This window comes from Haliscomenobacter sp. (genome assembly GCF_040403615.1).
Lineage (GTDB): Bacteria > Bacteroidota > Bacteroidia > Chitinophagales > Saprospiraceae > Haliscomenobacter.
Genome location: NZ_JBBAKG010000005.1, coordinates 66,197 through 88,056 on the forward strand (window position 1 = coordinate 66,197; position 21,860 = coordinate 88,056).

General features: G+C 45.1%; 10 protein-coding genes. All 10 read left to right on the top strand.

From position 1 onward, the window contains the following. The first annotated feature begins 9 nt into the window (after positions 1-9). The 10 genes from ABW391_RS03070 (at position 10) to ABW391_RS03115 (ending at position 21,540) form a co-directional block, all read left to right on the top strand. Positions 10-6,081, top strand: coding sequence for a hypothetical protein (locus ABW391_RS03070; protein WP_353480354.1), 6,072 nt, complete (start codon positions 10-12; stop codon positions 6,079-6,081). Beyond that, a complete protein-coding gene (locus ABW391_RS03075) occupies positions 6,062-7,876 on the top strand; it encodes a contractile injection system tape measure protein (RefSeq protein ID WP_353480355.1) in 1,815 nt (604 codons plus the stop codon). Before ABW391_RS03070 ends, ABW391_RS03075 begins: the two co-directional genes overlap by 20 nt. Before the next feature lie 29 nt (positions 7,877-7,905). Beyond that, positions 7,906-8,490, top strand: a complete 585-nt coding sequence (locus ABW391_RS03080; RefSeq protein WP_353480356.1) for a hypothetical protein — start codon at positions 7,906-7,908, stop codon at positions 8,488-8,490. 28 nt (positions 8,491-8,518) lie between these two features. Next, on the top strand, positions 8,519-11,179 hold the full coding sequence (locus tag ABW391_RS03085; protein WP_353480357.1) for an eCIS core domain-containing protein: 2,661 nt from the start codon (positions 8,519-8,521) through the stop codon (positions 11,177-11,179). Further along, positions 11,130-11,414: a hypothetical protein gene (locus ABW391_RS03090; protein ID WP_353480358.1), complete on the top strand. Its 285-nt coding sequence runs from the start codon at positions 11,130-11,132 to the stop codon at positions 11,412-11,414. The genes ABW391_RS03085 and ABW391_RS03090 overlap by 50 nt, the downstream gene beginning before the upstream one ends. A gap of 62 nt (positions 11,415-11,476) precedes the next feature. After that, positions 11,477-15,958, top strand: a complete 4,482-nt coding sequence (locus tag ABW391_RS03095) for an eCIS core domain-containing protein (RefSeq protein WP_353480359.1) — start codon at positions 11,477-11,479, stop codon at positions 15,956-15,958. A 299-nt stretch (positions 15,959-16,257) separates the two neighbouring features. Beyond that, a complete protein-coding gene (locus tag ABW391_RS03100) occupies positions 16,258-17,649 on the top strand; it encodes a trypsin-like serine peptidase (RefSeq protein ID WP_353480360.1) in 1,392 nt (463 codons plus the stop codon). Between the two features lie 147 nt (positions 17,650-17,796). Beyond that, positions 17,797-18,174: a hypothetical protein gene (locus ABW391_RS03105; RefSeq protein WP_353480361.1), complete on the top strand. Its 378-nt coding sequence runs from the start codon at positions 17,797-17,799 to the stop codon at positions 18,172-18,174. Between the two features lie 78 nt (positions 18,175-18,252). After that, positions 18,253-20,073 carry a phospholipase D-like domain-containing protein gene (locus tag ABW391_RS03110; protein ID WP_353480362.1) on the top strand — a complete coding sequence of 607 codons (1,821 nt, stop codon included), beginning with the start codon at positions 18,253-18,255 and terminating at the stop codon, positions 20,071-20,073. Between the two features lie 72 nt (positions 20,074-20,145). Continuing rightward, on the top strand, positions 20,146-21,540 hold the full coding sequence (locus tag ABW391_RS03115; protein ID WP_353480363.1) for a vanadium-dependent haloperoxidase: 1,395 nt from the start codon (positions 20,146-20,148) through the stop codon (positions 21,538-21,540). Positions 21,541-21,860: the final 320 nt, after the last annotated feature.

Consider the following 21,860-nt stretch of genomic DNA (forward strand, 5'->3'; position numbering starts at 1 on the left):
TGATGTACAATGATAGATGCAACTGAAAATATCCTGAAAGTTATCCAGCAAGAAGATCCTTCTTTCAAAAAACGCCCACATCTGGACTTCCAGATGCTGCGTTCTGAAGGTCTTAAGCACATCGGCGAACTATCGGGCAAAATCTGGACGGATCACAACACCCATGATCCGGGTATTACTATTCTCGAAGTGTTATGCTACGCCCTGATCGATTTGGGTTACCGGACTCAACTGGATTTTGCAGATGTAATTGCAAACCCATCCTCCTCCGCAAATTTACAAGATGAATTTCTTGCGGACGATAACTTCTTTACTCCCCTTGAAATCCTCACTTGTAATCCAACTACCATTACCGATTACCGCAAATTGATTTTGGATGTAAAGGGAGTACGCAACGCCTGGTTGGAACCCGCAGAGAAGCAGGAAATCCCAATTCAACAAGGGGAAATTAATGTTAAACTCAATGGGTTGTACAGCATATTGATTGAAAAAGACCCCGATACCAATGAAGAAGTTTTGACCAATGAGCTTTGCAATGTATTATCTGCTCATCGCAATTTAGCAGAGGACTTCAAAGAGATTACCTTTTTGAAGCCATTTGAACTGGGTATTTGTGCAGATATCGAAATAGAAAAAAGTGCGGATGCCGCAACTGTTTATGGAAAAGTGCTCAATGCTATAAAATCTTACATCTCTCCAGGAATCCGTTATTACACCTTGGAAGAACTCTTGCTCAAGGGAAAACCCATTGAGGAGATTTTTGCCGGCAGGCCATTTGGACTTGAAAGCTACGGTTTTATCGATACCAAAGAGCTCGAAGAACTACCTTTTCGAACGGAACTCTTTGCCTCAAATTTGTACAAAGAGATCCTGCTCATCAATGGCGTAGTGGCCATTCGCAATTTGTCGTTCGAGTCTGATCAACCCGCAAAACTGAACTCAAACATTCAACGTTTGTGTATTCCCAAGGGGCATTTCGCACAGTTTGATTTGGATCGTTGCTCCATCGATTTCCGCAGCGGTCAAGGAATCATTCATTTCGATAAAACTTCAGTTAACAAAGGTTTGTTGCTGAGCAATAAATCAAAAATTACCCGAAACAACCTGGATCTTCCTATTCCCCAAGGTGATTTTCAACCCGAACTTGGATCTTACCTTTCCATCCAACATGAATTTCCGCTGGTGTATGGGATCGGCGAAGGGGGACTACCAGTAGATTCCTCCTTGCAAAGACAAGCACAAGCATTACAGCTAAAAGGCTATCTGTTGTTTTATGATCAACTTCTAGCCAATTATTTGGCGCAAATCTCCAACTTGCGCAACTTGTTTTCTCTCCAGCAGGAATCCAAGCGCGATAGCGCAGGACGTCGTACTTATTTCAACCAAGTACCCAAGGATGTACCAGGAATAGCACGATTGACACAAGTCTATGCCACCGAAGGGCTATCCAAAGGCTTGATTATGGCAACTCCAATTCCAGACAATGCCGCTTTAAATCAGAAATTACAGGAATTATCAGTCAAGCCTCAGTTCGAATTGCGCGTTGAGGGGCATTGTGGTCCCGAACCATGTGCTTTAGCTCATTTTTTTGATGATTCGGATGTGATGCGAGAAATCCGCATCCAACAATCGATTCGAGATGTTGCACAAGGGGATTACCTCATTGAAATTCATCAAGACAAAGCAGGTTATTTTTTCGTCATTCGATTTACTCAGTTTTCGCATCTGATTTTCCTTAGTTATGCCCGCTACCGGAATCAGGTAGAAGCTCGTGAAGCAGCCAATTTCGCCTCCTTTTTGGCAACCCAACAAGATTATTATCAAAAAAACGTAAGCGAAAACGAAAATGGCATAGCTTACCAATACGATCTCGTATTCAATCCAGAGGCATACCTACACTATCTTCAATATTTGTTGGAAGATGAACATACGTATTTTCAACGACGAGAAGCACTTTTGAACCATCTTTTAGCACGTTTCGCCAGCCAATTTACGGACTATAGCCTTTTGCGTTTTGGGACTCCTACTTTACAAAAAGTAGAACGCAAACAGGCCATTGAAGACAAATCCAGGTTTTTAAATCACTTTGATGATTCCAGTCGAAACCGCGGACGCGCATTTGATTATTTGCAACCCTCTTGGGGAACAGAAAATGTTTCTGGCTATGAAAAACGCATTGCGCTACTGACTGGTATGAATGATTGGACCAGAAGGAGTTTGTGCAAATTTGAGGTAGTACAAAGCAATCGAGTGGTTATGCCAAATCTTGAAGGCCAGCCTTGGATTAGCAGCATAGCCATATATCCTTCAGCAAAAGAGGCTGAAACTGCATCAGCCGCATTCATTGCAGCATTGCCTCATCCAGAAGAATACGATGACCTAAAGAACCAATTCTCCGGTTTTGATCCCACTACGGTTGGCCGCTTGTTTTCTGAAAAACCAACAGTTGAGAACATTGTTGAATTGGATCCACAATATGCCCTTCAGTTGAAACTAGCGCAAGGCAACACACTCCTGTTGAGCAAAAAGCAAAACTATCCCACTCCAGCGGAAGCGTGGAAGGCTTTGCCCCAGTTTTTACAGGAAATCTCCGAGACCCAAAATGGCCAAATTGAATTGGTAGAAGCATTGGAAAATACTGGACTTTACCTCAACAATAAAGAATTGCAGTATGAAGTAAAGGCGCAACACACCTATAAATGGGTTCATCACAATGCTGACGGCAGCATTCTGGCGGAGGCAGACACTTCATTCCCTGATGAAGCCTTTGCCTTAAAAGACTTTATAGAAAAAGGCGACCTTGCCCAATTAATTACGACTATTGAAACCGCTCTACAGTGGGCAGTCATTATTTCGAATGACATACCACTGGTCAGCACTACAGCCTACGCCAATGAAATCAGTGCGCAATTGGGCTGGTCTCTCTGCCGAGCTTATGGCCAAAACGAGCAAAACTACTTTTACGAAGCTGCTCCACTCGGCGCAATCAAGATAGGATTGCGCAATGAAAAAGGCATTGTAATCGCGGAGGCAAAAATCCCCGCAAATCAAAATATTGGACCCGAAACTTACATTCAAGCCTGCTGTGGCAGCTTTCGGGATGAAATCAAGGAACTAAAGTACCGCTATACGGACAAGGCATACGGGTGGAATCTGGCTAGTATTGACGGGGAATCTCTTTTGACCAGTTTTGAGTTGTATTTAGACGCAAGTCAGGCTTTTCAAAGCCTACAAGATGCCATTAATGCCGGGCAATCAAGTGAAAACTATTTACTACTAGGTGCTAAGTCGCCTGGATATAGCATTATCCTCGTCAACTCAGCAGGAAGATACTTAGCTACGCCCCCTCAACCTTACTTTTCTACCGTAAAAGAACGGAATAAAGCACTTGCAATCATTCAAAAAGGCATGAAAGAAGTGAGCATTCCTTTGAAAATCCAGGAGGTGCTTGCTTCATTCAGCTGGAAATTGAGTCTTCCCAACAGTGGAACCGCTGTATTAATATCCAACCAAAGTTTCGATTCAATAGGGAGCGCTTCTGCTGATTTTGTCAACCAGCTTCGCCTGGAGTTCGACAGAGAGCAATCTTTGGTTGCCCCACACTTGTATACCATTGACACATTGTCCCAAATGGTGGGTTTCCGCTACGTATACAACCTCACCACCCCTACCGGCGAAGCCTTGCCCTGGCTACTGAATGATCAGCAGTTTGAAAAGTTTGAAGATGCCAAAACGGCGTATACACTAATGAGGAAGGTGCTTCCACAGTTGCAATACAAGGAAGACGGAACATCTGCCTCCTTTACAGATGGACAGAACATTACGCTACGATTGGCTGAAGATTCCCCATCCAACCGTGAGAAAACCAAAAAATTACTAGAATACCTGCGCAAATGGTCGCAGACCTCCACTTACGAAACCACGAACGGAAAATGGATTTACCGTTTAGTAGACAAAGACTCCCCTATCGCCAAAACGAAAGCGATCTTCGGATCAAAGGCAGAAGCTAAAGGTAACTTAGATGTAGCCTGTCAATTTAAACCTGCGCTTTTGGATCGCAAAAAACAGGTGCTTCATGTTATGTGTCCTGACCTTGATCCAGACCGATTTCACTATGCCATTTCATTGTCAGATGATGCCGGGAATGATTATGTTTTTCTCGTTTCCTATTTAGGTTATGAGAACAAGGAGAAAGCGTTAGCTGCTGGAGAGGCCAACTGGCTTCGTCTTATTGATCTCGCCACTGTAAGGGATAATTTTGGGCCAAATAAATTCTTTTCACCAAAAGAAGAATACAGCACTGGAAACAATGATAGCTGTATTGACACCGAACCTTATTTGGCGGTGCTCCCCAGAAATTTTGTGCTGGGCATAGGGGAAGAAGAGCTCGCTATTGACAAAGCTGTTGCTTTGGCTCAACGCTATCCAATCAGAATCCGCTACAACGAAGCCGAAAGAGGCAGGCAAAATGCATCTATCCTTGGCTATACCTTTCAAGGTTACGATCTCAATGCCGGAACTTGTGTTTGGGTCAGTGCCAATACTTACCCCTCGCCTCAAGCATCCATTGAGGCTTACCACTTGTTTGTAGTGGTGCTCAACAATCCCAATAGCTGTCGAATCGTATGTTCGGAGGGCAAGTATAGGATTCACCTCGTTGAAATATTAGCAGAAAGCAAAGAGTTTACTTCCGAAAATGAAGCATGGGGCGAACGTCCAAATCCTGAAAATCAACAACGTTGTGAAAATCAGGGGGTACGTTTGTTCGCAGCTGCTGCCGGTGACGAAAATGCCTTCATCCATTTTTCTGAAGCGGACAGCTATCGTTTTATGGTTGTTGATAAGACATACCACGCTGCCAACCATAAATGTACTTATGCCAATCGCAATTCCCGTGATCAGGCGATGGATCAAATCATGGAATGGGCAAAAACATTAACCTGCGAGCCATACAGACTAGAAAAAAACGGTTCGCTGAAATTTTACATCGGGGATGGCTACTATTGGGAAGTAAATCTTAGCGGAACCAGGGCCATAGAGGCCGATATCGAGCAAATCATCATGGCATGCATGCATGCCGCCATCGATGAGCGCAACATCAAATCGACGGACGACTCCTGGGAAATCACCCATCCATTTGATCATACACAAACCTTAGCCTCAATCAAAAGAGAAAAAGCCGAAGATGCATTAGATAAAGCTGCTTTCGTATCTCTGGCGCGACAATATCCCGTGTTCAAAAGAGCGGATGCTTATTACTATCGTTTATACTTTCCAGAGAATCACTTCGTATTGGATCAGGAATTGGAATGGTGTGGTTGTGATAAAGAAAGCAATACCCCGGCGGAAATTCCAAGGTTTTGCAATCATGCTTATATTTTTGAAAGTGCGCTAAGTTACGCTACTCGGGTAGAGGCTGAAGCCGCATTCTTACATTTTTGCAACTTGTTAAAATCATCAGCATCCTATCAGCCTGATGCAGATACGGGATTAGGGCGGTATTCCTTTTCGATAATTGATCCAGCTAAAATACTGGCCCATCACCCCAACCGTCATCCGGATTTAAGCAGCGCCAAGCAAGCTGCTGATCGGGTTAGGGCTTGCATATTGGATGAGGGTTTACACTTGGTCGAACATATTCTACTTCGGCCAAAGGTTGAGGAAGAAAACAAATGCCTGTTGCCCATTTCTCCAGACCTGTCTTGTAAATTGGAATGGGAAGAAGACCTCGAGCACGACAATCCGAATACTCTAGACAAAAAAGAGAAGCTAACCTATTACCCTTGGGCTGATCCCTATTCTTTTTGGGTGACTGTGGTGCTGCCGAGCTGGTCAAAGCGATTCCAAAGCTCGGAAGTGCGGCTGTTCTTCAAAGAAATGCTCCACTGTGAAGCGCCAGCTATGGTCGGACTGAATATCCTTTGGCTAAGCCCAAAGCAAATGTGCAAATTCGAAGCGGCGTTTCACAATTGGTTGAATTGGCAGCGCAACGCTGATCTACTTTGTGAGGAAAAAGAGGATGCCTACTGCAACTTCATAACCTGCATCAAGGAATTGCAGGATGACCTACCTTGTAACTGAGCCTATGACCAATCAACACCTGATCGGTAAACAAACCTTTGATCTTCAATTTTCATCCAGAGAGGGCATTCATGAAATCCAACATGAGTTAAGCAGGCTATATTGGCAGCGCGTGACCATGGCCCTTGAGCGATTGTTTGACGAGCTGGCACCACCAACTGAAAAAATTCGCATCGACAAATTAGAAATAGATTTGGGGGTGCTGTCGCTTCAAGACTTGATCTCTGGTTCCTTCATCGAAAAGTTACTGATTGGCTTGGAGCAATCCATCTCCAATTCCTTAAGCCAAAATACGCCCACTGCCATCCGCCAGCCTCTTCATTTGGAGCAATTTGAGCTGTGGTTGTATTTTTTAGAAACGGGTGCATTCCCAACTTATGCCGCTACCCCTGCGTCACTTCCTGAATGGCACCGCCATATTTTTGACACTTTGGCTTTGGATGCAGTTGCTGTTGAACGCTTGCGCAAACTTTTGAACTCTCGTCCTCTCGCTTTTGAACGCTTGATTTTGCAATTCGATACTACTTTTCAGCAGCAAATCATCAGACTCCATACAGGACACAAGCACGACGAGTTGCCCCTACTGATCCGAACTTTGGCCGAGCGCATTGCCCTGCTCTTGCATGCCTTATTTCATGCCATCAAAAGTACCCAGCATAAAATCGGGAGCATGAATAAGGAAGAGATATTCGACCTGGTCATAAAGCGTTTGCATCGCCGCATTCCAGCCTTAAAAAGCAGGCTACAATGGGCTATCGAACTAAAGAAATGGTTGCTGCAACATTACGTAAAAATTGACGAAAAAACCCCGCAACAACTGCAACGGCAATTTGAAACCGAAGCTTGGCGCATAGCACTTTCTGAGGTGATTTTACACCAAAAAAAGGTAGACTCAATTGCCCTCATTGCTCGAATCATCGAGCATCCTGCCATGGCCCATTGGCAGCCAATCTTGTTGCGAGAGCTAAACCGGGGAAAATGGAATCCTGCCATTACCAAGGAATTGATTAAGGACATAAAAGCCAGCTTGGCCAATTCAGTCGAGCCTAGTAAGTCTAATGCCTCGGCTAAAACCGATGGTTCAACGCTTCATCCTAGCCCTGAGCTACCCTTGGATAGTGAGTTCACCACTGCCATGAATACAAGCGAAAAGCATCCCGATTCTGCCATAGGACAATCAGGAAACCAAATTCCAGGCGATGTTGCGGCAGCCACTTTTGGTGCTGCCTCAGCCCAATCACTTAACCCAAGCATTGATTATACCGCAGCCTTTGTCCCTGATTCTACCCGCATTGCGGAACATTACCTTAAGAATGCCGGGCTTGTTTTATTGCACACCTTTCTTCCTCAGTTTTTCAGAAAATCGGAACTGCTTGATGGGCAATTATTTAAAAGTACCTGGCACCAACAAAAGGCGATATATCTTTTGCATTATCTGAGCACCGGAACAGTGGAAGTTCCCGAGTTTCAACTCATCTTGCCCAAGCTGCTCTGCGGCCTACCCTTGAATATGCCCTTGGATCACCAAATTTTCCTTAGTGACGAGGAACGGAATGAAGCCGAAAACCTGCTAGAAGCGGTCATCGAGCATTGGGGTGTTTTGGGAAGTACCTCTCCGGATGGATTACGAGAGGGCTTTTTGCAACGGGATGGTCGACTAGAGAAACGCGCTTCGGGTTGGTTTTTAAAAGTGGAAAACCAAACCTTGGATATCCTCCTCGACCGTTTGCCCTGGAACCTCAGCCTCATTAAGTTGCCTTGGATGGAAGAGCTGCTCAAAGTAGAATGGAGGTAATTTTCACCAGCTTAAAATTTGTTAAACGTATGGAAATCAAATGCAAAGAAGAACTCAAAAAATTATTCCAGCAGACCCAAAATATTGGAACCGAAAAATTATTGTGCGGATTGACCATTTTGGTAAAAGACGCTGCTGATTTCATCAATGCTACTGCTTTGCAAAACGACGCTACCGAAGTGTTCCGGTACGCCTACCTCGACATGATGAATCACGACCGCTATTATTGGTCTTTATTCGGTCCAGACCTGTATAGGGAATTGTCGGATGCTCAAATGCCTTCGGGAATGGCCAGGAATGCAGCAATTTGCAAGTTTAACCTGGATGAACTGCGGGAGGCTAAAATCATCCAGGAATGGACGCGCGCCCCTGGCTGGCATTTTTTTAAGCTACATACCCAACAGATCAAAAACAACATCCTTGGAAAGCTCACCTTGGAAAAGCTCAAAGCCAGTATTTGTGAAGTAGAAGACCCCACCGAAGCCTACCTGGAGCTGGTGGAAAGGTTGGCCAATCCTGGCCAGCTCGGTTCCTGCTTTTGGTACCCCCTGATGCTTTATATCGTGATCTTGCTCAAAGAAACGGACTTTATCACCCTCCAAGAGAACAACTAATCTAGCCCTCATACCTGCTTTTCAGGCCATGAAAACCGCCGAATCCAAAACAACCGCTACCGCTCAACACCTGCAAACCAAAGGTGAAGAGCAACAACCTTTCTTCCAGCAAGAAAGAAGCAATAGCTATTTGGGTGGCGGTAGTTCGGCATTTTTTTCTCCCAACCACAATCCTCAACCCTTTTTCTCAAAACCCGTCATTCAAACCAAACTTACCATCGGACAGCCTGGGGATAAATACGAACAGGAGGCGGATCAAATGGCCGATCAGGTGGTACAGCGCCTGGCGGAAAACAATTCCCAGTCGCAAGACCCGCTAGCTGCTCAAGGGCAGACTGGGTTGAAAATTCAGCGCAAACCGATTTTCGAAAGCAACGCTGAGCCCAATCTGCAGGCTAAATTCATCTCCTCTCCTACTAAATCGATTAACCATATCCAAACCAAATGTGCAGATTGCGAGCAAGAAGAGAAATTGCAGAAGAAGGAACAACCAGGGGAAGAGGAGCAATTGCAAAAAAAGCCGATTTTTGAAAGCAATGGCGAACCAACAGAAACGCCCATCCAGCCCAAGCCGGAAAATGTACCTACCCTCCAAAAGCAATGCGCCGCATGCGCTGCCAAAGAAGAACCACCTAAAGTACAACGGCAATCTGATTCCGCGACTACTCCCAACGCTACCTCAAGCCTTGAAAGCCGTCTGAGTAGCTCCCGCGGCGGTGGCAGCCCCTTGCCTAAGAAAACCCGTACACAAATGGAAGGGTCTTTCGGCTCAGATTTTTCTGGAGTGCGGGTACATACGGATAGCTCGGCGGTGCAGATGAATAAGGAGTTGGGGGCGCAGGCCTTTACGCATGGGAGTGATGTGTATTTTAATGCGGGGAAGTATGATGCGGGGAGTAGAGAGGGGCAGAGATTGCTGGGGCATGAGTTGACGCATGTTGTGCAGCAGGAGGGGGAGGTAAAAATTCAGAAAAGAGAGTATGGCCCTGCTGAATCTACTGCAAATATGACACCAAGCGACTGGACTCATTATGATAGACTAAATAAAACCACTGTTTGGAGTTATGCTAATGAATATAACCTTGCAAGAGGGCGAAATACTGAATACATGCAAATTGATCAGCGGAGAGATTTTTACTTATGGTTCTATGAACTGATGGCGTCTCGTGGCCACGATGTTCGTTGGCCACTTGCTGCTTATATTGTTGCCAATGGTGCAAACGAACTTGCCAATCGTGATAGATTTAATTATGTGAGAAGTAATAGTTTAGAGGCTATCATGAGGCGTGGTAACCAAGTGATTTTTGATGATGTATTCCCAAAACTCAGGAATCTTTATCTTCAAAGAGACACACTCGTTGGTGTTGATGCACTCAATTGGGACATGGATGTGCTAATTCAAGAACAAAACCTAATTCAGCCTTTGTACGCAGATATGGATGATTCTGCTTTGAATGCATTAAGAGAAGTAACCCGGCAAAGTGGATTAGCTGTAAGCATTGGAAGTTATTTCTTTGGAGATGTTAGCCCGGGTAGTTATAACTCTGGCGGAAGTGTTCCTCCCTTTCCGTCTACTTATGATCTGACTAACCCAAATGATAGGTTCAGATATGGTATGCTGCTTGCTTATTACTTTGCCCCAGCAGCTTCGGTAAGCGAAATTATCAGTCGACGTTTAGGCGCAATAGACTATGCGAATGGACTACCCATACCTTATGTGCCTCAAATTTATCAAAATGGAGATATGTTGAATCAGGTTGATTCCATGCAAAGCGTTCACGTTTTTAGTTCATATCTTACTGATATGGGTATCGATATAAATTTGTTGCGAAGAATTATCCATGGTATGAATAGTAGAGAAAGGTATACAATAATGACCGATCCTTGGTATCGGGCAATGTTAATGCACTACCACCGAATGCCCAACGAACAAGCTGAAGCTTTTTTGACGAGTGAAGATATTCAAGGATGTGGACCAATATACAAAATTGTGGGACCTATTGAAGGCACAGGGTATGCGCACGTTGAGGACAATATTCTCGCTTCAGAAATCAACAGAAGAGACCATTTTGCTATGGGCGCAGGAGGAACAAGAGTTAAAGTTCGCGCTGCTAATGACAATGCCAGAAGGCTTTTTGTAAGAGTCCCCGAAAGATGGATATGGTCTGATTCCCTTCATTGTCAAGATTATAGCCCTGTTCCTCCTGACCCTATTCCCGCGCCCTTCGTTTTAAATTACGAGTTGTTTTTTGAAACAGGTAGCTCGGATATATACAATCGAAGCTATGGAATGCGGAACTCATCATCGCTGAACACGGTTCTTGATGATATTAGGTATTATACAAATCAGTTCACATCTGCTACTTTTTCTTTGAGCTTGATTGGACATGCATCTCCTAGATATAGAAGTGCTCGTAGCCTGAGTGAGTCCATTATTGAAAATGAAGAATTATCATGGCAAAGAGTTGAGGCTGTAAGAAATCAGATTATGTATTTCTATCAAGAAAATATACCCGTAGGTGCAACAGGAAGTATTCCTTTCCGAATGACACTAGCAAATACATTGCCTTTTGCTAATATTTCTACACATGGAATCGGAGCTACAGAAGGATTCGCTATGACTGCTGATCCAACTAATAATGAAGAAAGATTTAGACGTGTTGGAATTTCACTATCTTTTGTCTTCTAAAAAATCAAGTATCCAATGGCGCAGTGCAAGGCAGCGGGCAAAAATCCCTTTGGCTAAATTAGCTGGTATCATGAAAGATATGAACGCCGTTTTTGGCGAAGCTGGTAAGATGTATGATTTTTTGATCAACGCTTCGATTTTGGCGGGAGCAATGACTACAGCATCGATTGGTCGGGAGGAGGCTGGGAGCTGGGCTAAAAATGATGACCAATTTGCACTTTTTTCTTCAGACTGAAATTGCAACAACCATTTATAGCTTCTAACAGGGTTCGTTGAACAATATCTTTATAAATTATCATGCAAACCACTGAATCCAAAACCACTACTCCCTCCCTCCAACTCAAAACTGCCCAAAGTCCTTTCTTCCAGCAAGAGCGGAGTAGCCAACCCATGGAACGCAGCAGCGCCCCTTTCTTTTCCACAGGTGGAACCCAGCAGTCTTTTTTCACCAAACCAACCATTCAAACAAAATTAACAGTTGGCCAGCCTGGCGATAAATACGAGCAAGAGGCCGATCAGGTGGCCGATCAGGTGGTGCAGCGCTTGGCGGAACACAATACCACTCCTAACCCCCATATAATCCAACCTAAATGCGCCACTTGCCAGGAAGAGGAAAAACTGCAGCAAAAAGAAAAACCTGGAGAGGAGGAAAAGCTGCAAAGGAAACCGATCTTCGAAAGCAATACAGAACGGCCTGAATTGCCAGTCCAGGCTAAGTTTGAAGCGCCCTCCTTTCTACAAAAAAAATGCACCGAATGTGCCGCGGAAGATGAAACACCCAGCGTGCAACGAGCCGTGGAGTCCACGGGTACTCCAAGCGCCGCCTCTAGCCTGGAAAGCCGCCTGAGCAGCTCACGCGGTGGCGGCAGTCCTCTGCCTGTAAATACCCGCACCCAAATGGAAGGGGCTTTCGGCAGCGATTTCTCAGGGGTGCGTGTACATACAGGTATCTCTGCTATACAGATGAACCAGGAACTGAGTGCTCAGGCTTTTACGCATGGGAGTGATGTGTATTTTAATGCGGGGAAGTATGATGGAGGGAGTACGGAAGGGCAGCGGTTATTGGGGCATGAGTTGACGCATGTGGTGCAGCAGGGGGAGATGACACAACTTGTACAAAGAACCCCAAATGACGAAGGAGCAGCCAGTCAGAGATTGATCCTTTTGGATGGCTCAGTGCTCAATGAAATTATGCGTGGCAATACACAGGTCGCTACAGCCCTACGAACAGCACTAGGTAATGCACAAGTTATGATAAGCCTTCAAGCGTATAATGAACTTTTGGCCACCCCTGTTATCCAAACAAGAGTAGCTTATCAAAGACTCCTAACCGACCTAAACATTCAGGTAGCACATTCAGGCGGGAGTATAGATGAAAGGCTGGCCGTTTATACGGCAGATGCGTCCCGAGTTGTTGGCGGACAGCCCAGGCCTCTGATGTCGGAAACAGACATATTGGTCGCTGCTCAAGCAAGGGGCCTTCAAGCAGAAGTATGGGGCACAGATCGCGTTTTTAGAAGAAACTGGCGGGAAGTAGAGCAAGTATCGGGTGTCAGGGTAGCACCCGAATCATATACGATAAACCTCGTCCATGGGGCGCCATTAAATTATATCCAGGCACGGCAATTATTAGGATTGGACGAAATCGAAATTGCCGCCGATGGTACCGTGAGACCAATGCCACATGTTACAGGAATAGATAGCGTCTCAATGTCATTATTTGGTATCCCGAGGGATAATGATTCGAGTTTATCGCCTCATTCATCCGTTCCAACATTGGATGCGGCTCAAGTTGGTAGCGAGACTGAAAACGAACGACTTTTTCAATATATTCAAGCAAATCCCGAAATACTCAATGAACTGCCCAACCAAGGATTTCTGGAAAGGCCTTTGATACGCATTTCTCCTGAACAAACAAGTTATATCGTTCGGACTGGCGGGCCGCATGGGCAATACGCCTATCATATTTTTAATTCTGTGGAGGAAGCCAGAAGTTATGCAGTATGGGTAGCAGCCCATGGTGCCCATTGGATGGCCGAAACCACGGCCTTACCTAGAAGATGGCCTGGGTCAGACAGAGATAACCCTGTAATTAGCAGGTTAACAATCTATGAAATTCCTCCCAATACGATTTATCTCCAAGGGGTCATTGCAAGTCAGCCCGAAAGCCATCCGGACATCGCCCATACTTATCCTGGTGGTGGGCCTCAGATAGAATTCCCCAGACAAACCTCAGGCCTAGTACCTGTCGAGGACATTCCTGTACACGCAAATGGTAGTACGCCGCCATCTGCTTCATTAGGTGCTGGAAGCCCCCCAGTTCCCCCTGTCGTATCGCCAACATCTTCCACGTTACCGCCCGAAGCCGAAGACCCCTTCACACGAACCAGTTCCCTACGCCCAACAGGAGACTTGAGCAGCGAAGGCAGACTCTCGGTAGGTGCTCATCATAGCCAAGAAACAATTTTTAGTGGAGCAGAAGCAGGAGACAGCCCTATTTACAACGCAACACAGACAAATGGCGGAGGCCTGACGTATCAGCAGGATGAACATGGACATAATATCGGAGCAGAAGTTTCTCATCGGAGGCGTGAGCAAATTGGAGATTCACCGGCCTCCTCCAGTAGTATATCTGCCAGTGGACACCTGCACATCAACGATGAAGGTCATGTGGATGGTGGGGGCGGAAATCTCAGCATTGGAGCGAACCAAACCACTGTCACAGTTGGTGGAAGCGTTCGAATTACTGCTCAAAGACCTATTTTGGTAAACGGAGCTTATGTAGTCAGTTGGGAAAACAGTGCAAGGGGCAGCGCAGGATTAGGATATGAGCGCGGCGCTGTAGGAGGATCTTTATCCTATACACGATCTAGTGGAATCACTGGCCAGCGCGTTTTTTTAACCCAAGAAGAAGCAATGGCGTTTTATGAAAGCAGAGCTTGGGCCCAGATTTCGCTGGACGATACTACCCAGCTTGCCGAAGGCGAAACTGTGGCGCAAAGTTCAGGAAATCAACTTGATCTTGGCGGTACGATCAACCTGGAAGGAGTGACAGTTGGCGCCAATATTAGTATAGGAGGGAATCATTCAATTGAAGTGACTGGTTTGGCGCAGCATCGAATCAGTGTGCGGATAACGGATGATTTCGTTTTGGGTGGCAGCGCAAGCATTGGAGCACCCGGGGTTGGTATGAGCGGCGGTTTGCAGCGGACAACAACGACAGGCCAAATCGTCAATTTTGATTTGGGAACAGCAGAAGGAAGAGACGCATTTAATTATCTTCGTATATTTGGCAGACTACCGGCCACAGGTTTCACTTTAACCGCCAATATCTTGGGTCAATCGGATACGGAGTCGACCGGGATAACGCTAGGCGTTGCCTCTGCGACCGAGACCAATACCACTTCCGAGACAACTTTAACTGATAACGAAGGAAACCCTATTGAAGAACAGCGATCGGGAACCGAAGCAATCAACATAAGAATACCGCTAGTGGGTAATTTTTCTGAAGCCCATCAGATTGCTTCAAGAGAAGACGTCCGAACCGGTGAACGAACATATAGTGCCAGCACCACAATTTCTTCATCTAGTACAGAAAGCGTCAATCATGCCTTGGCCGAATCTACCGGGCATCATTGGGGTACCGGTAGTCAACTAGAAAATCAATCTTCCCGCAGATGGGAAGTGACTTCCACCTTTACTGAGCCTCAAATACGCTTGCTGATGCAAGCTATGCGTCAAGGAGATTTTAATTATCATTCATTAATTTACCAAGCTGGTCATGGAGAAGATTTTATGCATGCTGTAAGAAGAGCCGGTGCCAATCTGGACGAGGTAGAAAGGGCACTGAGCGAATTCATCTCGGAAACTGGTTCACGAGGTCTCTTATTGATACGGCAGACCATCCATGCACAGCCCGCTTATGATTTGAGACTTATTGGAGATGAATACATGACTGGTGCAGAGGGCCACGCCAGGCTGGCGGAAAGGATAGCCGCTTTTGGAACACGCTTCGCATCGGGTAGCAATCTTCATGCTTTGGGCAGTGAAATTAGTATTGAATTAAGTACCCAACAAAGTCGACTAACTGCTATTTTGAATCCAGAACGATATCCCGATTTGCCGCATGAGTTGCGACAAAGGGAAGTAGAGCGATCTAGGGCTGAAATAGGCGAACTTTCCGGGTTGCGTGACCGGGCACTTGCTGCCGTAAGAGGCTCATCACATGAGGCTGCTACCGAAAGCCCGCAAAGCTCGCAGACTATCACAACAAGTGCATGGAGTTCCATCATGGAGCAAGAATCACAAGTTCAAGCAAGCCGACAAGGGACTGTTGAAAGAGGCAATGAGGCTCGGAGACATCATTGGATTCAGGTAGAAGGAGCTTATGCATTTAGCAGACGAGCTATTGAAACATATGGGGCAGAAGCGGGTTGGTTCAGTGATGCTAGAGAACACCATATTGACTATATCGTCGCCCAAAGATTTTTGAATACCGCAAATCGAACTTGGGAACAGGCTGAAACAGCTTGGACAAACTACTCTCGCCAAAAAGGCCAATTAGAATTTGGAACAAATTTGCGTCCAGAAGCGATTCAAAACCTCCGCTCACGTCTTGAAAACTGTTTGCAATTTTTTAATTCTGCTCGCCAACAATTTCATGCTGCTTCTATAATTTATCAAGATATCCTTACCCGACATTTATCAGAAGGGCGTCATAACGAATTCCAGGCTTATACCCAAGAAAGACAGCTCCCTTCCGATAGAAGATTAATTTAACAGCATTTCCATTGAATGTAAACTTATTTTAGGGCAATCCTTTTACGATTAAGGTAACACATTATCGATAGCTACCGCTGGTACGGCGTCTCTGACCCGTACCATTATCCCCGCATCTTCGGACGCACAAGCTTGCACACTGGCCCAAAAAGTGCACAAATCAAATTAGCAAATAGCTTTATCCGTTTTTTGGCAAACAAATCATTTCTAGTTTTGAAGGATTAAAGCTGATTGAATAAAACAATCTACCTCTGACCAACAAATAACTAATTTTTTCTTCACCTATAAAACCTATCACAATGGCATTTAAAATCAAAGGATTGATCTTTGAAAAGGAATCGGGTTTACCAGTGGCCGGATTACGGGTACGCGCCTACGACAAAGATCTGCTCTACGATGACTTACTGGGAAATGCGATAACAGACCAAAATGGGCAGTTTGAAATCGAATATACCGAACGTGATTTCCAGGAATTACTTGAGGGGAATCCAGAGTTGTACCTCAACATCCTCACTGGCCCAAGAGACCTGATACACAAGGAAGTTGTAAGCAGCAAGATTGCCGACATGAGCGACATCAATCTACGCATTGAGTTGGATCGAAAGAAGCTTGGAGCTTTTACACCTGTAACACCAGAAGGTTTTCCACAGCTTTCTCAACAAGTAATTGAACGCAAAGAACGACCAGCTAAATCGGATCTACCTAAAGGTGTGGCGATAGAACTAGATCGAATTTGGACTGCACAGCAGGATGAAATCGAAATCAAAAAACTTGAAAACGGCCAGATAGCAATCCAGAAGCCTTTTAATTTAAAACCAATTGAGCGCCCTAGGCTTGCCATCGAACGTTTGGATCGAGGATTGATAAAACCAGGTTCTCAACTTGAAATTCCGGGTTTTTTACCCGACCATCTGGGATTGAAATTCAATCCTCAAAGGATCAAAATGTTAGACCCTTTCCTGAAAGAAGGCGAAGACCGTCCAATCAATGTTTTTGCTCCAGATACCCGCTATGTTTTTCGAGATACTTCCTTTCCCTGGTGTACTACTGGCAGAGTTGAAACGGAAGGTGGAGTATGTACAGGCACGATGATTGGACGCAGGCTTTTGCTTACCGCTTCTCATTGTATAAACTGGGGTGATGATTCGGTGGGTTGGATCAAGTTTACCCCTTCCTACTACAACGGGGACGCTCCTTTCGGCATTGCTTGGGGCTCCCGTGTGATATACTGGAATCGTGCAGAGGGAGGATTGTCGAATTTTGAGACCGCCTTTGATTATGTTGTGGTTGTTCTAGACAGATTTATGGGAGATCTAACAGGTTATGCTGGCTACCGCCCATATGCCTCCTCCTGGAACAATGGCAGTTATTGGCAGAATATTGGCTATCCTGGTGATATGACTGGCACGGAACGTCCGGTATTTTTAGACGGAGGAGCCATTACTTCTACTGAATCACACAACACTAGTGGGCAAGAAGGGCTAGTTTTGGGACATTTCATGGATAGCACGGGTGGGCATTCTGGCGGTCCGGTTTGGGGCTGGTGGGACGATGAGCCATGGCCAAGAGTAATAGGTGTTCAAAGTGCAGAAGCAAGTACTCCTTCTTCAAATACTTCTGGCGACAATGAGGCAGGCGGAGGCAATGCACTGTCGGCTTTGATTACTTTTGCCAGAGAAAATTATGCATAATATATTGGATGCTGGGGCAGAGGGGAGTCCATCCCTTACTAAAGCACGGTATCGCAATAAAAGATTTCGGCCTAATTTACGGTAAAACTTTGTCGATGAATTCGGATTAGCGTGCCCTTTAGGAATGCATTATTCCAATAATTGTGCATGGACAAACGATGCCTGGATTGCTACGACATCCCCAACACCTACGAGTGCCCCATCCTAAATGAAGCGGATTCTTTAGATAGAATCCACCAGCAAAAAGTTATTTACACCATAATTATCAATCATTTTGAGCAAGCCTACAAAACGCTTTGTTGCAATGGAGATTTATGGGAGGGATGGCAAATTTACATAGACAGCTATCTAAAAAGGAACGCATTCCGATTAATCTGGTACGATGGCGATGAAACATGGAGCAAGCATTTTCAGTCTTTCATGAAAAATAGGATTGATAGTTTAATCAAGGTCAAGACCATCAAAAATCCAATCCGGGAAGATTCTATTTATCTAGGATTGATAAAACTAGATAAGTCAAACTGAATGATTACAAATGTCTCATCTGTAAAAAACAAAGAAATAAACCAACCATAATTTATTCAAAAAACTAAAACCACTTCCATGCCATCAACCGTAACTGCCCAAAAAAATGGCCTCTTCGTTAAAGCTTATCGCGGAGACGCCATGACCCTCCTGGCCATGAATATGGCCGAGGCGGATATTCGACCCAATTTTGTTGGGTTCACTATTGGATTTTCTACCCCGGAAAGCCAAGAAATTAAATACATATTCAACCGCATCAATTTTGGAGTGGGTGATTTGCCTGATCCCGATCTACCTGAAGCTGAACAGCCATATACGTCTACCATCGATGCTCCCATTCAGTACTTTCGGTGGATCCACGTACCTGGTACTCGCTTTATTGACGAACAAGGTAATTTCCCATTCGGTACGTATACCTACTACATCACGCCAAGATTTATGGCAGCTCAAGGAGTATTGAAACCACTGGACGAAAATCTAACTTGTAAGTTTAAAATCGAAGTCGCCCCTTTTATTGATGGCCAGATCGAGGTCAGTTTCACCCGCGGCTTTGTCACTTCTCAAGCCTTTGCCAGTCGATTTGGGCTGGATGTATCCTTAAGGCCTGATGATATAGATAATTTCGACATCAACATGGTAGCAGGAAGAAAAGATGGGCGCTCATTTACCTACAGTGAAATGTATGAATGGTGTGGTTTTCAAGCAAGGGTGAAAATATTGGCCATTTTGGACGAAGTAATTGCCGATCCGACCATCCAAATCGATGTATTGGCCTATGATTTCAACGACCCTAGCATTAGAGAAAAACTGCTCGAAATTGCGCGTAGCAATCGTATGCGGATGGTGCTAGATGATTCTACCGCTAAAAATAAGAATGGAGAAATCAAAGGACACGGTATTCCGAATTCTGAGGAATCAAAATTTGCTGCAAATGCCAACCAAATTAGTCCAGGATGTGTAAAGAGAACACATTTTTGGCGCTTCGCTCATTGTAAGGTTTTTATCCTCAAAAAAAACGGACAGGCTTTTAAAGTTTTGACAGGGTCTACCAATTTTTCCATCAATGGACTTTACATCAATGCCAATCACGTAGTGGTCATAAAAGATAAAAGTGCGGCAAACTTGTACGCAGAGGCATTTGAAGAAAGTTGGAATCGTCCAAAAAAATTTAGAACAACCAGTTTAGTCAATGATTTCCTTCCTGAAGCTGTGCCCGGAGCAGACAAAATTTCTTTTGCATTCGCACCACATACCGAAACCCAGGCTGAAAAAATTATAGGGGATATAGCAGGATGGGTTCGAAGCGCTCAACACTCTGTTCTGTTTGCAGTAATGAATATGACTACATCCACCGGCGAATTGATTGATGTCCTTAAGAACGTAGAAACCGAAGTTGGTCCCCAAATATTTAAATATGGGGTAAGTGAGGGAGTAAAGGAGGTGAAATTTTACAAGCCCGGACGAAAAAATGCCATCATCCTGAGTGCACAATCCATCAATAATGATCTTCCACCAAATTTTCTCAAAGAGCGGAATCCAGCTGGCATGAAAATCCACCACAAGTTCATTGTTTTGGATTTTGACACGCCCAATGCACGCGTCATTTGTGGCTCATCAAACCTGGCCTTGGGTGGTGAAAAAGACAATGGCGACAATATGGTGATCATTCAAGATCGTGAATTGGCTACGGTTTTTGCCATTGAAGCCATTCGATTGGTGGATCATTATCATTTCCGGGCCAAAAAAACGAAAACCAATGCTAACGTACCAGCGGTGCAGCCGCGGCAACCACCACGAAGAATGGTACTCAGGCAAACCGCTCAAGAATGGACACCAAGATTTTACGATCCGAATGATTTGAAGTTCGTTGATCGAAATCTTTTTTGCCCAATGAACTAATTTAAAATGTTCTCAAACCTACCAAAAAACTAAACAACTCAATTCCATAACCACACCAAAATTTCATAAACGATGAGTACCCATTCACCCTTGGCACTCCGCTGGAATCGTCTGGCATGTGATGCCATTTATTACACCAAAACACCACCTACCATTGCAGCCCGTGCGCTGGCCATGGTACATACTGCCATGTACGATGCTTGGACGGCCTACTCTGGCGGTAGTGAAATCAGTACCACCACTGGATCCCGCCTCAAGCGCCCCGATTCCGAATGCACCAAACAAAACCGCGAGATCGCTTTCAGTTTTGCGGCTTATCGGGTGCTGGAAGCCTTATTCAGCCAGCAGTTGCCCGCCGAGCACAAAATGGTATTTTCTTCCTTAATGAAAGAGATCGGTTGTAAGCCGACCGACGAGTCGAGAGATTTGAATAAGCCTCAGGGCATTGGCAACATTTGTGCCAAAATGGTCATCGATAGCCGCCTTGGCGATGGGGCCAATCAAGAAGAAGATTATGCCGATTACACCGGTTTTAAGCCAGCCAATGATCCGCCTCCCAAAAGACCGCTGAAAGATGTAGCCAAGTGGCAACCCCAACTCAATGCCCAACGCAAGCCTCAGAAATGCTTGACTCCACAATGGGGTTGGGTAAGACCTTTTGCTTTGTGCTGGGGCGGAGAATTCCGGCCACCTGTACCCGTAGCCTGTGGCACCTCTGAATTTGACCAGCAAATCGATGACACCATCCAAATCAGTGCTTGCCTCGATGACGAACAAAAAATAATCGCAGAATACTGGGCTGGTATGCACGAGGATAAATTCGAAGATACTTCCCTTATTCCCAATTATGGTTATTGGACGGTGCCACCGGTACAGAGTTGCCGCATCGCCCACTACATCGTTGAAAAAAATGGCTTTAAGAACGCGAACGTAATTAAGTTATTTTTTGCGTTGACCAATGCCCTGCTCGATGCCTCAATCGCCGCCTGGGATGCCAAATTGTATTACAATACTACCCGTCCAGATTCGGTTATCCATGAGTTGCGTGACGAATTTTGCTTTGATGCCTGGGGCGGCCCTTGTGTAGGTACCGTAAACATGGAAGGGGAAGGCTGGTGCCCCTATTTGTTGAATACCCCACCATTCCCTGAATATGTATCTGGACACAGTACCTTCACTCGTGCAATGGCCGACATCATTACTTGCTTCTGTGATTCAAGCGAGTATGGGGAATGTGTAGTCTTCCCTGCTTGTAGTTCGGTCATTGAACCCGATTGTACCCCGGCGGAGGAAATTACTTTAAACTGGCCCACCCTATACGATGCAGCCGACCAAGCCGGATGGTCAAGACGTTACGGCGGTATCCACTTCGAAGAAGGTGACCTGAGGGGCCGCGAATTGGGCGAAAAAGTAGCCCTCTGTGTGTGGAACAAAGTTTGTAAGTACTTCGAAGGTATACCCTGTTAAGGGGCAATAAAAAAATAAGTGTTTCATTTTGCCAACTACAAAGGCCTTACCTCATGTTAAAGTGCTTGTTAAAGTTTTCAATTTAGGAGACTTAAACAAGCGCTTTAACTTCCTAATCTTTACAACATAAAAGCTAAAGGCAGCTTTTGTGCGTTCATTTTAGCCAAAAAAGCTGAATCATGAAAAGTGGATTTCTTTCTCGTCGCCACCGCAATCCGCCTCAGCAAACTGAGCAGGAAAAAGAGCAGCCTTTTTTTCCCAAATCAAATGATGCGGAGCAGCAACCCTTTTTTACCGCTGGATCAAATGCTGAAGCGAAT

Coding starts and splice junctions, on each gene's coding strand:
- ABW391_RS03115 (WP_353480363.1), top strand. CDS start 20,146: ATGAGTACCCATTCACCCTTGGCACTCCGCTGGAATCGTCTGGCATGT.
- ABW391_RS03070 (WP_353480354.1), top strand. CDS start 10: ATGATAGATGCAACTGAAAATATCCTGAAAGTTATCCAGCAAGAAGAT.
- ABW391_RS03075 (WP_353480355.1), top strand. CDS start 6,062: ATGACCTACCTTGTAACTGAGCCTATGACCAATCAACACCTGATCGGT.
- ABW391_RS03110 (WP_353480362.1), top strand. CDS start 18,253: ATGCCATCAACCGTAACTGCCCAAAAAAATGGCCTCTTCGTTAAAGCT.
- ABW391_RS03090 (WP_353480358.1), top strand. CDS start 11,130: ATGAAGAAAGATTTAGACGTGTTGGAATTTCACTATCTTTTGTCTTCT.
- ABW391_RS03100 (WP_353480360.1), top strand. CDS start 16,258: ATGGCATTTAAAATCAAAGGATTGATCTTTGAAAAGGAATCGGGTTTA.
- ABW391_RS03085 (WP_353480357.1), top strand. CDS start 8,519: ATGAAAACCGCCGAATCCAAAACAACCGCTACCGCTCAACACCTGCAA.
- ABW391_RS03095 (WP_353480359.1), top strand. CDS start 11,477: ATGCAAACCACTGAATCCAAAACCACTACTCCCTCCCTCCAACTCAAA.
- ABW391_RS03105 (WP_353480361.1), top strand. CDS start 17,797: ATGGACAAACGATGCCTGGATTGCTACGACATCCCCAACACCTACGAG.
- ABW391_RS03080 (WP_353480356.1), top strand. CDS start 7,906: ATGGAAATCAAATGCAAAGAAGAACTCAAAAAATTATTCCAGCAGACC.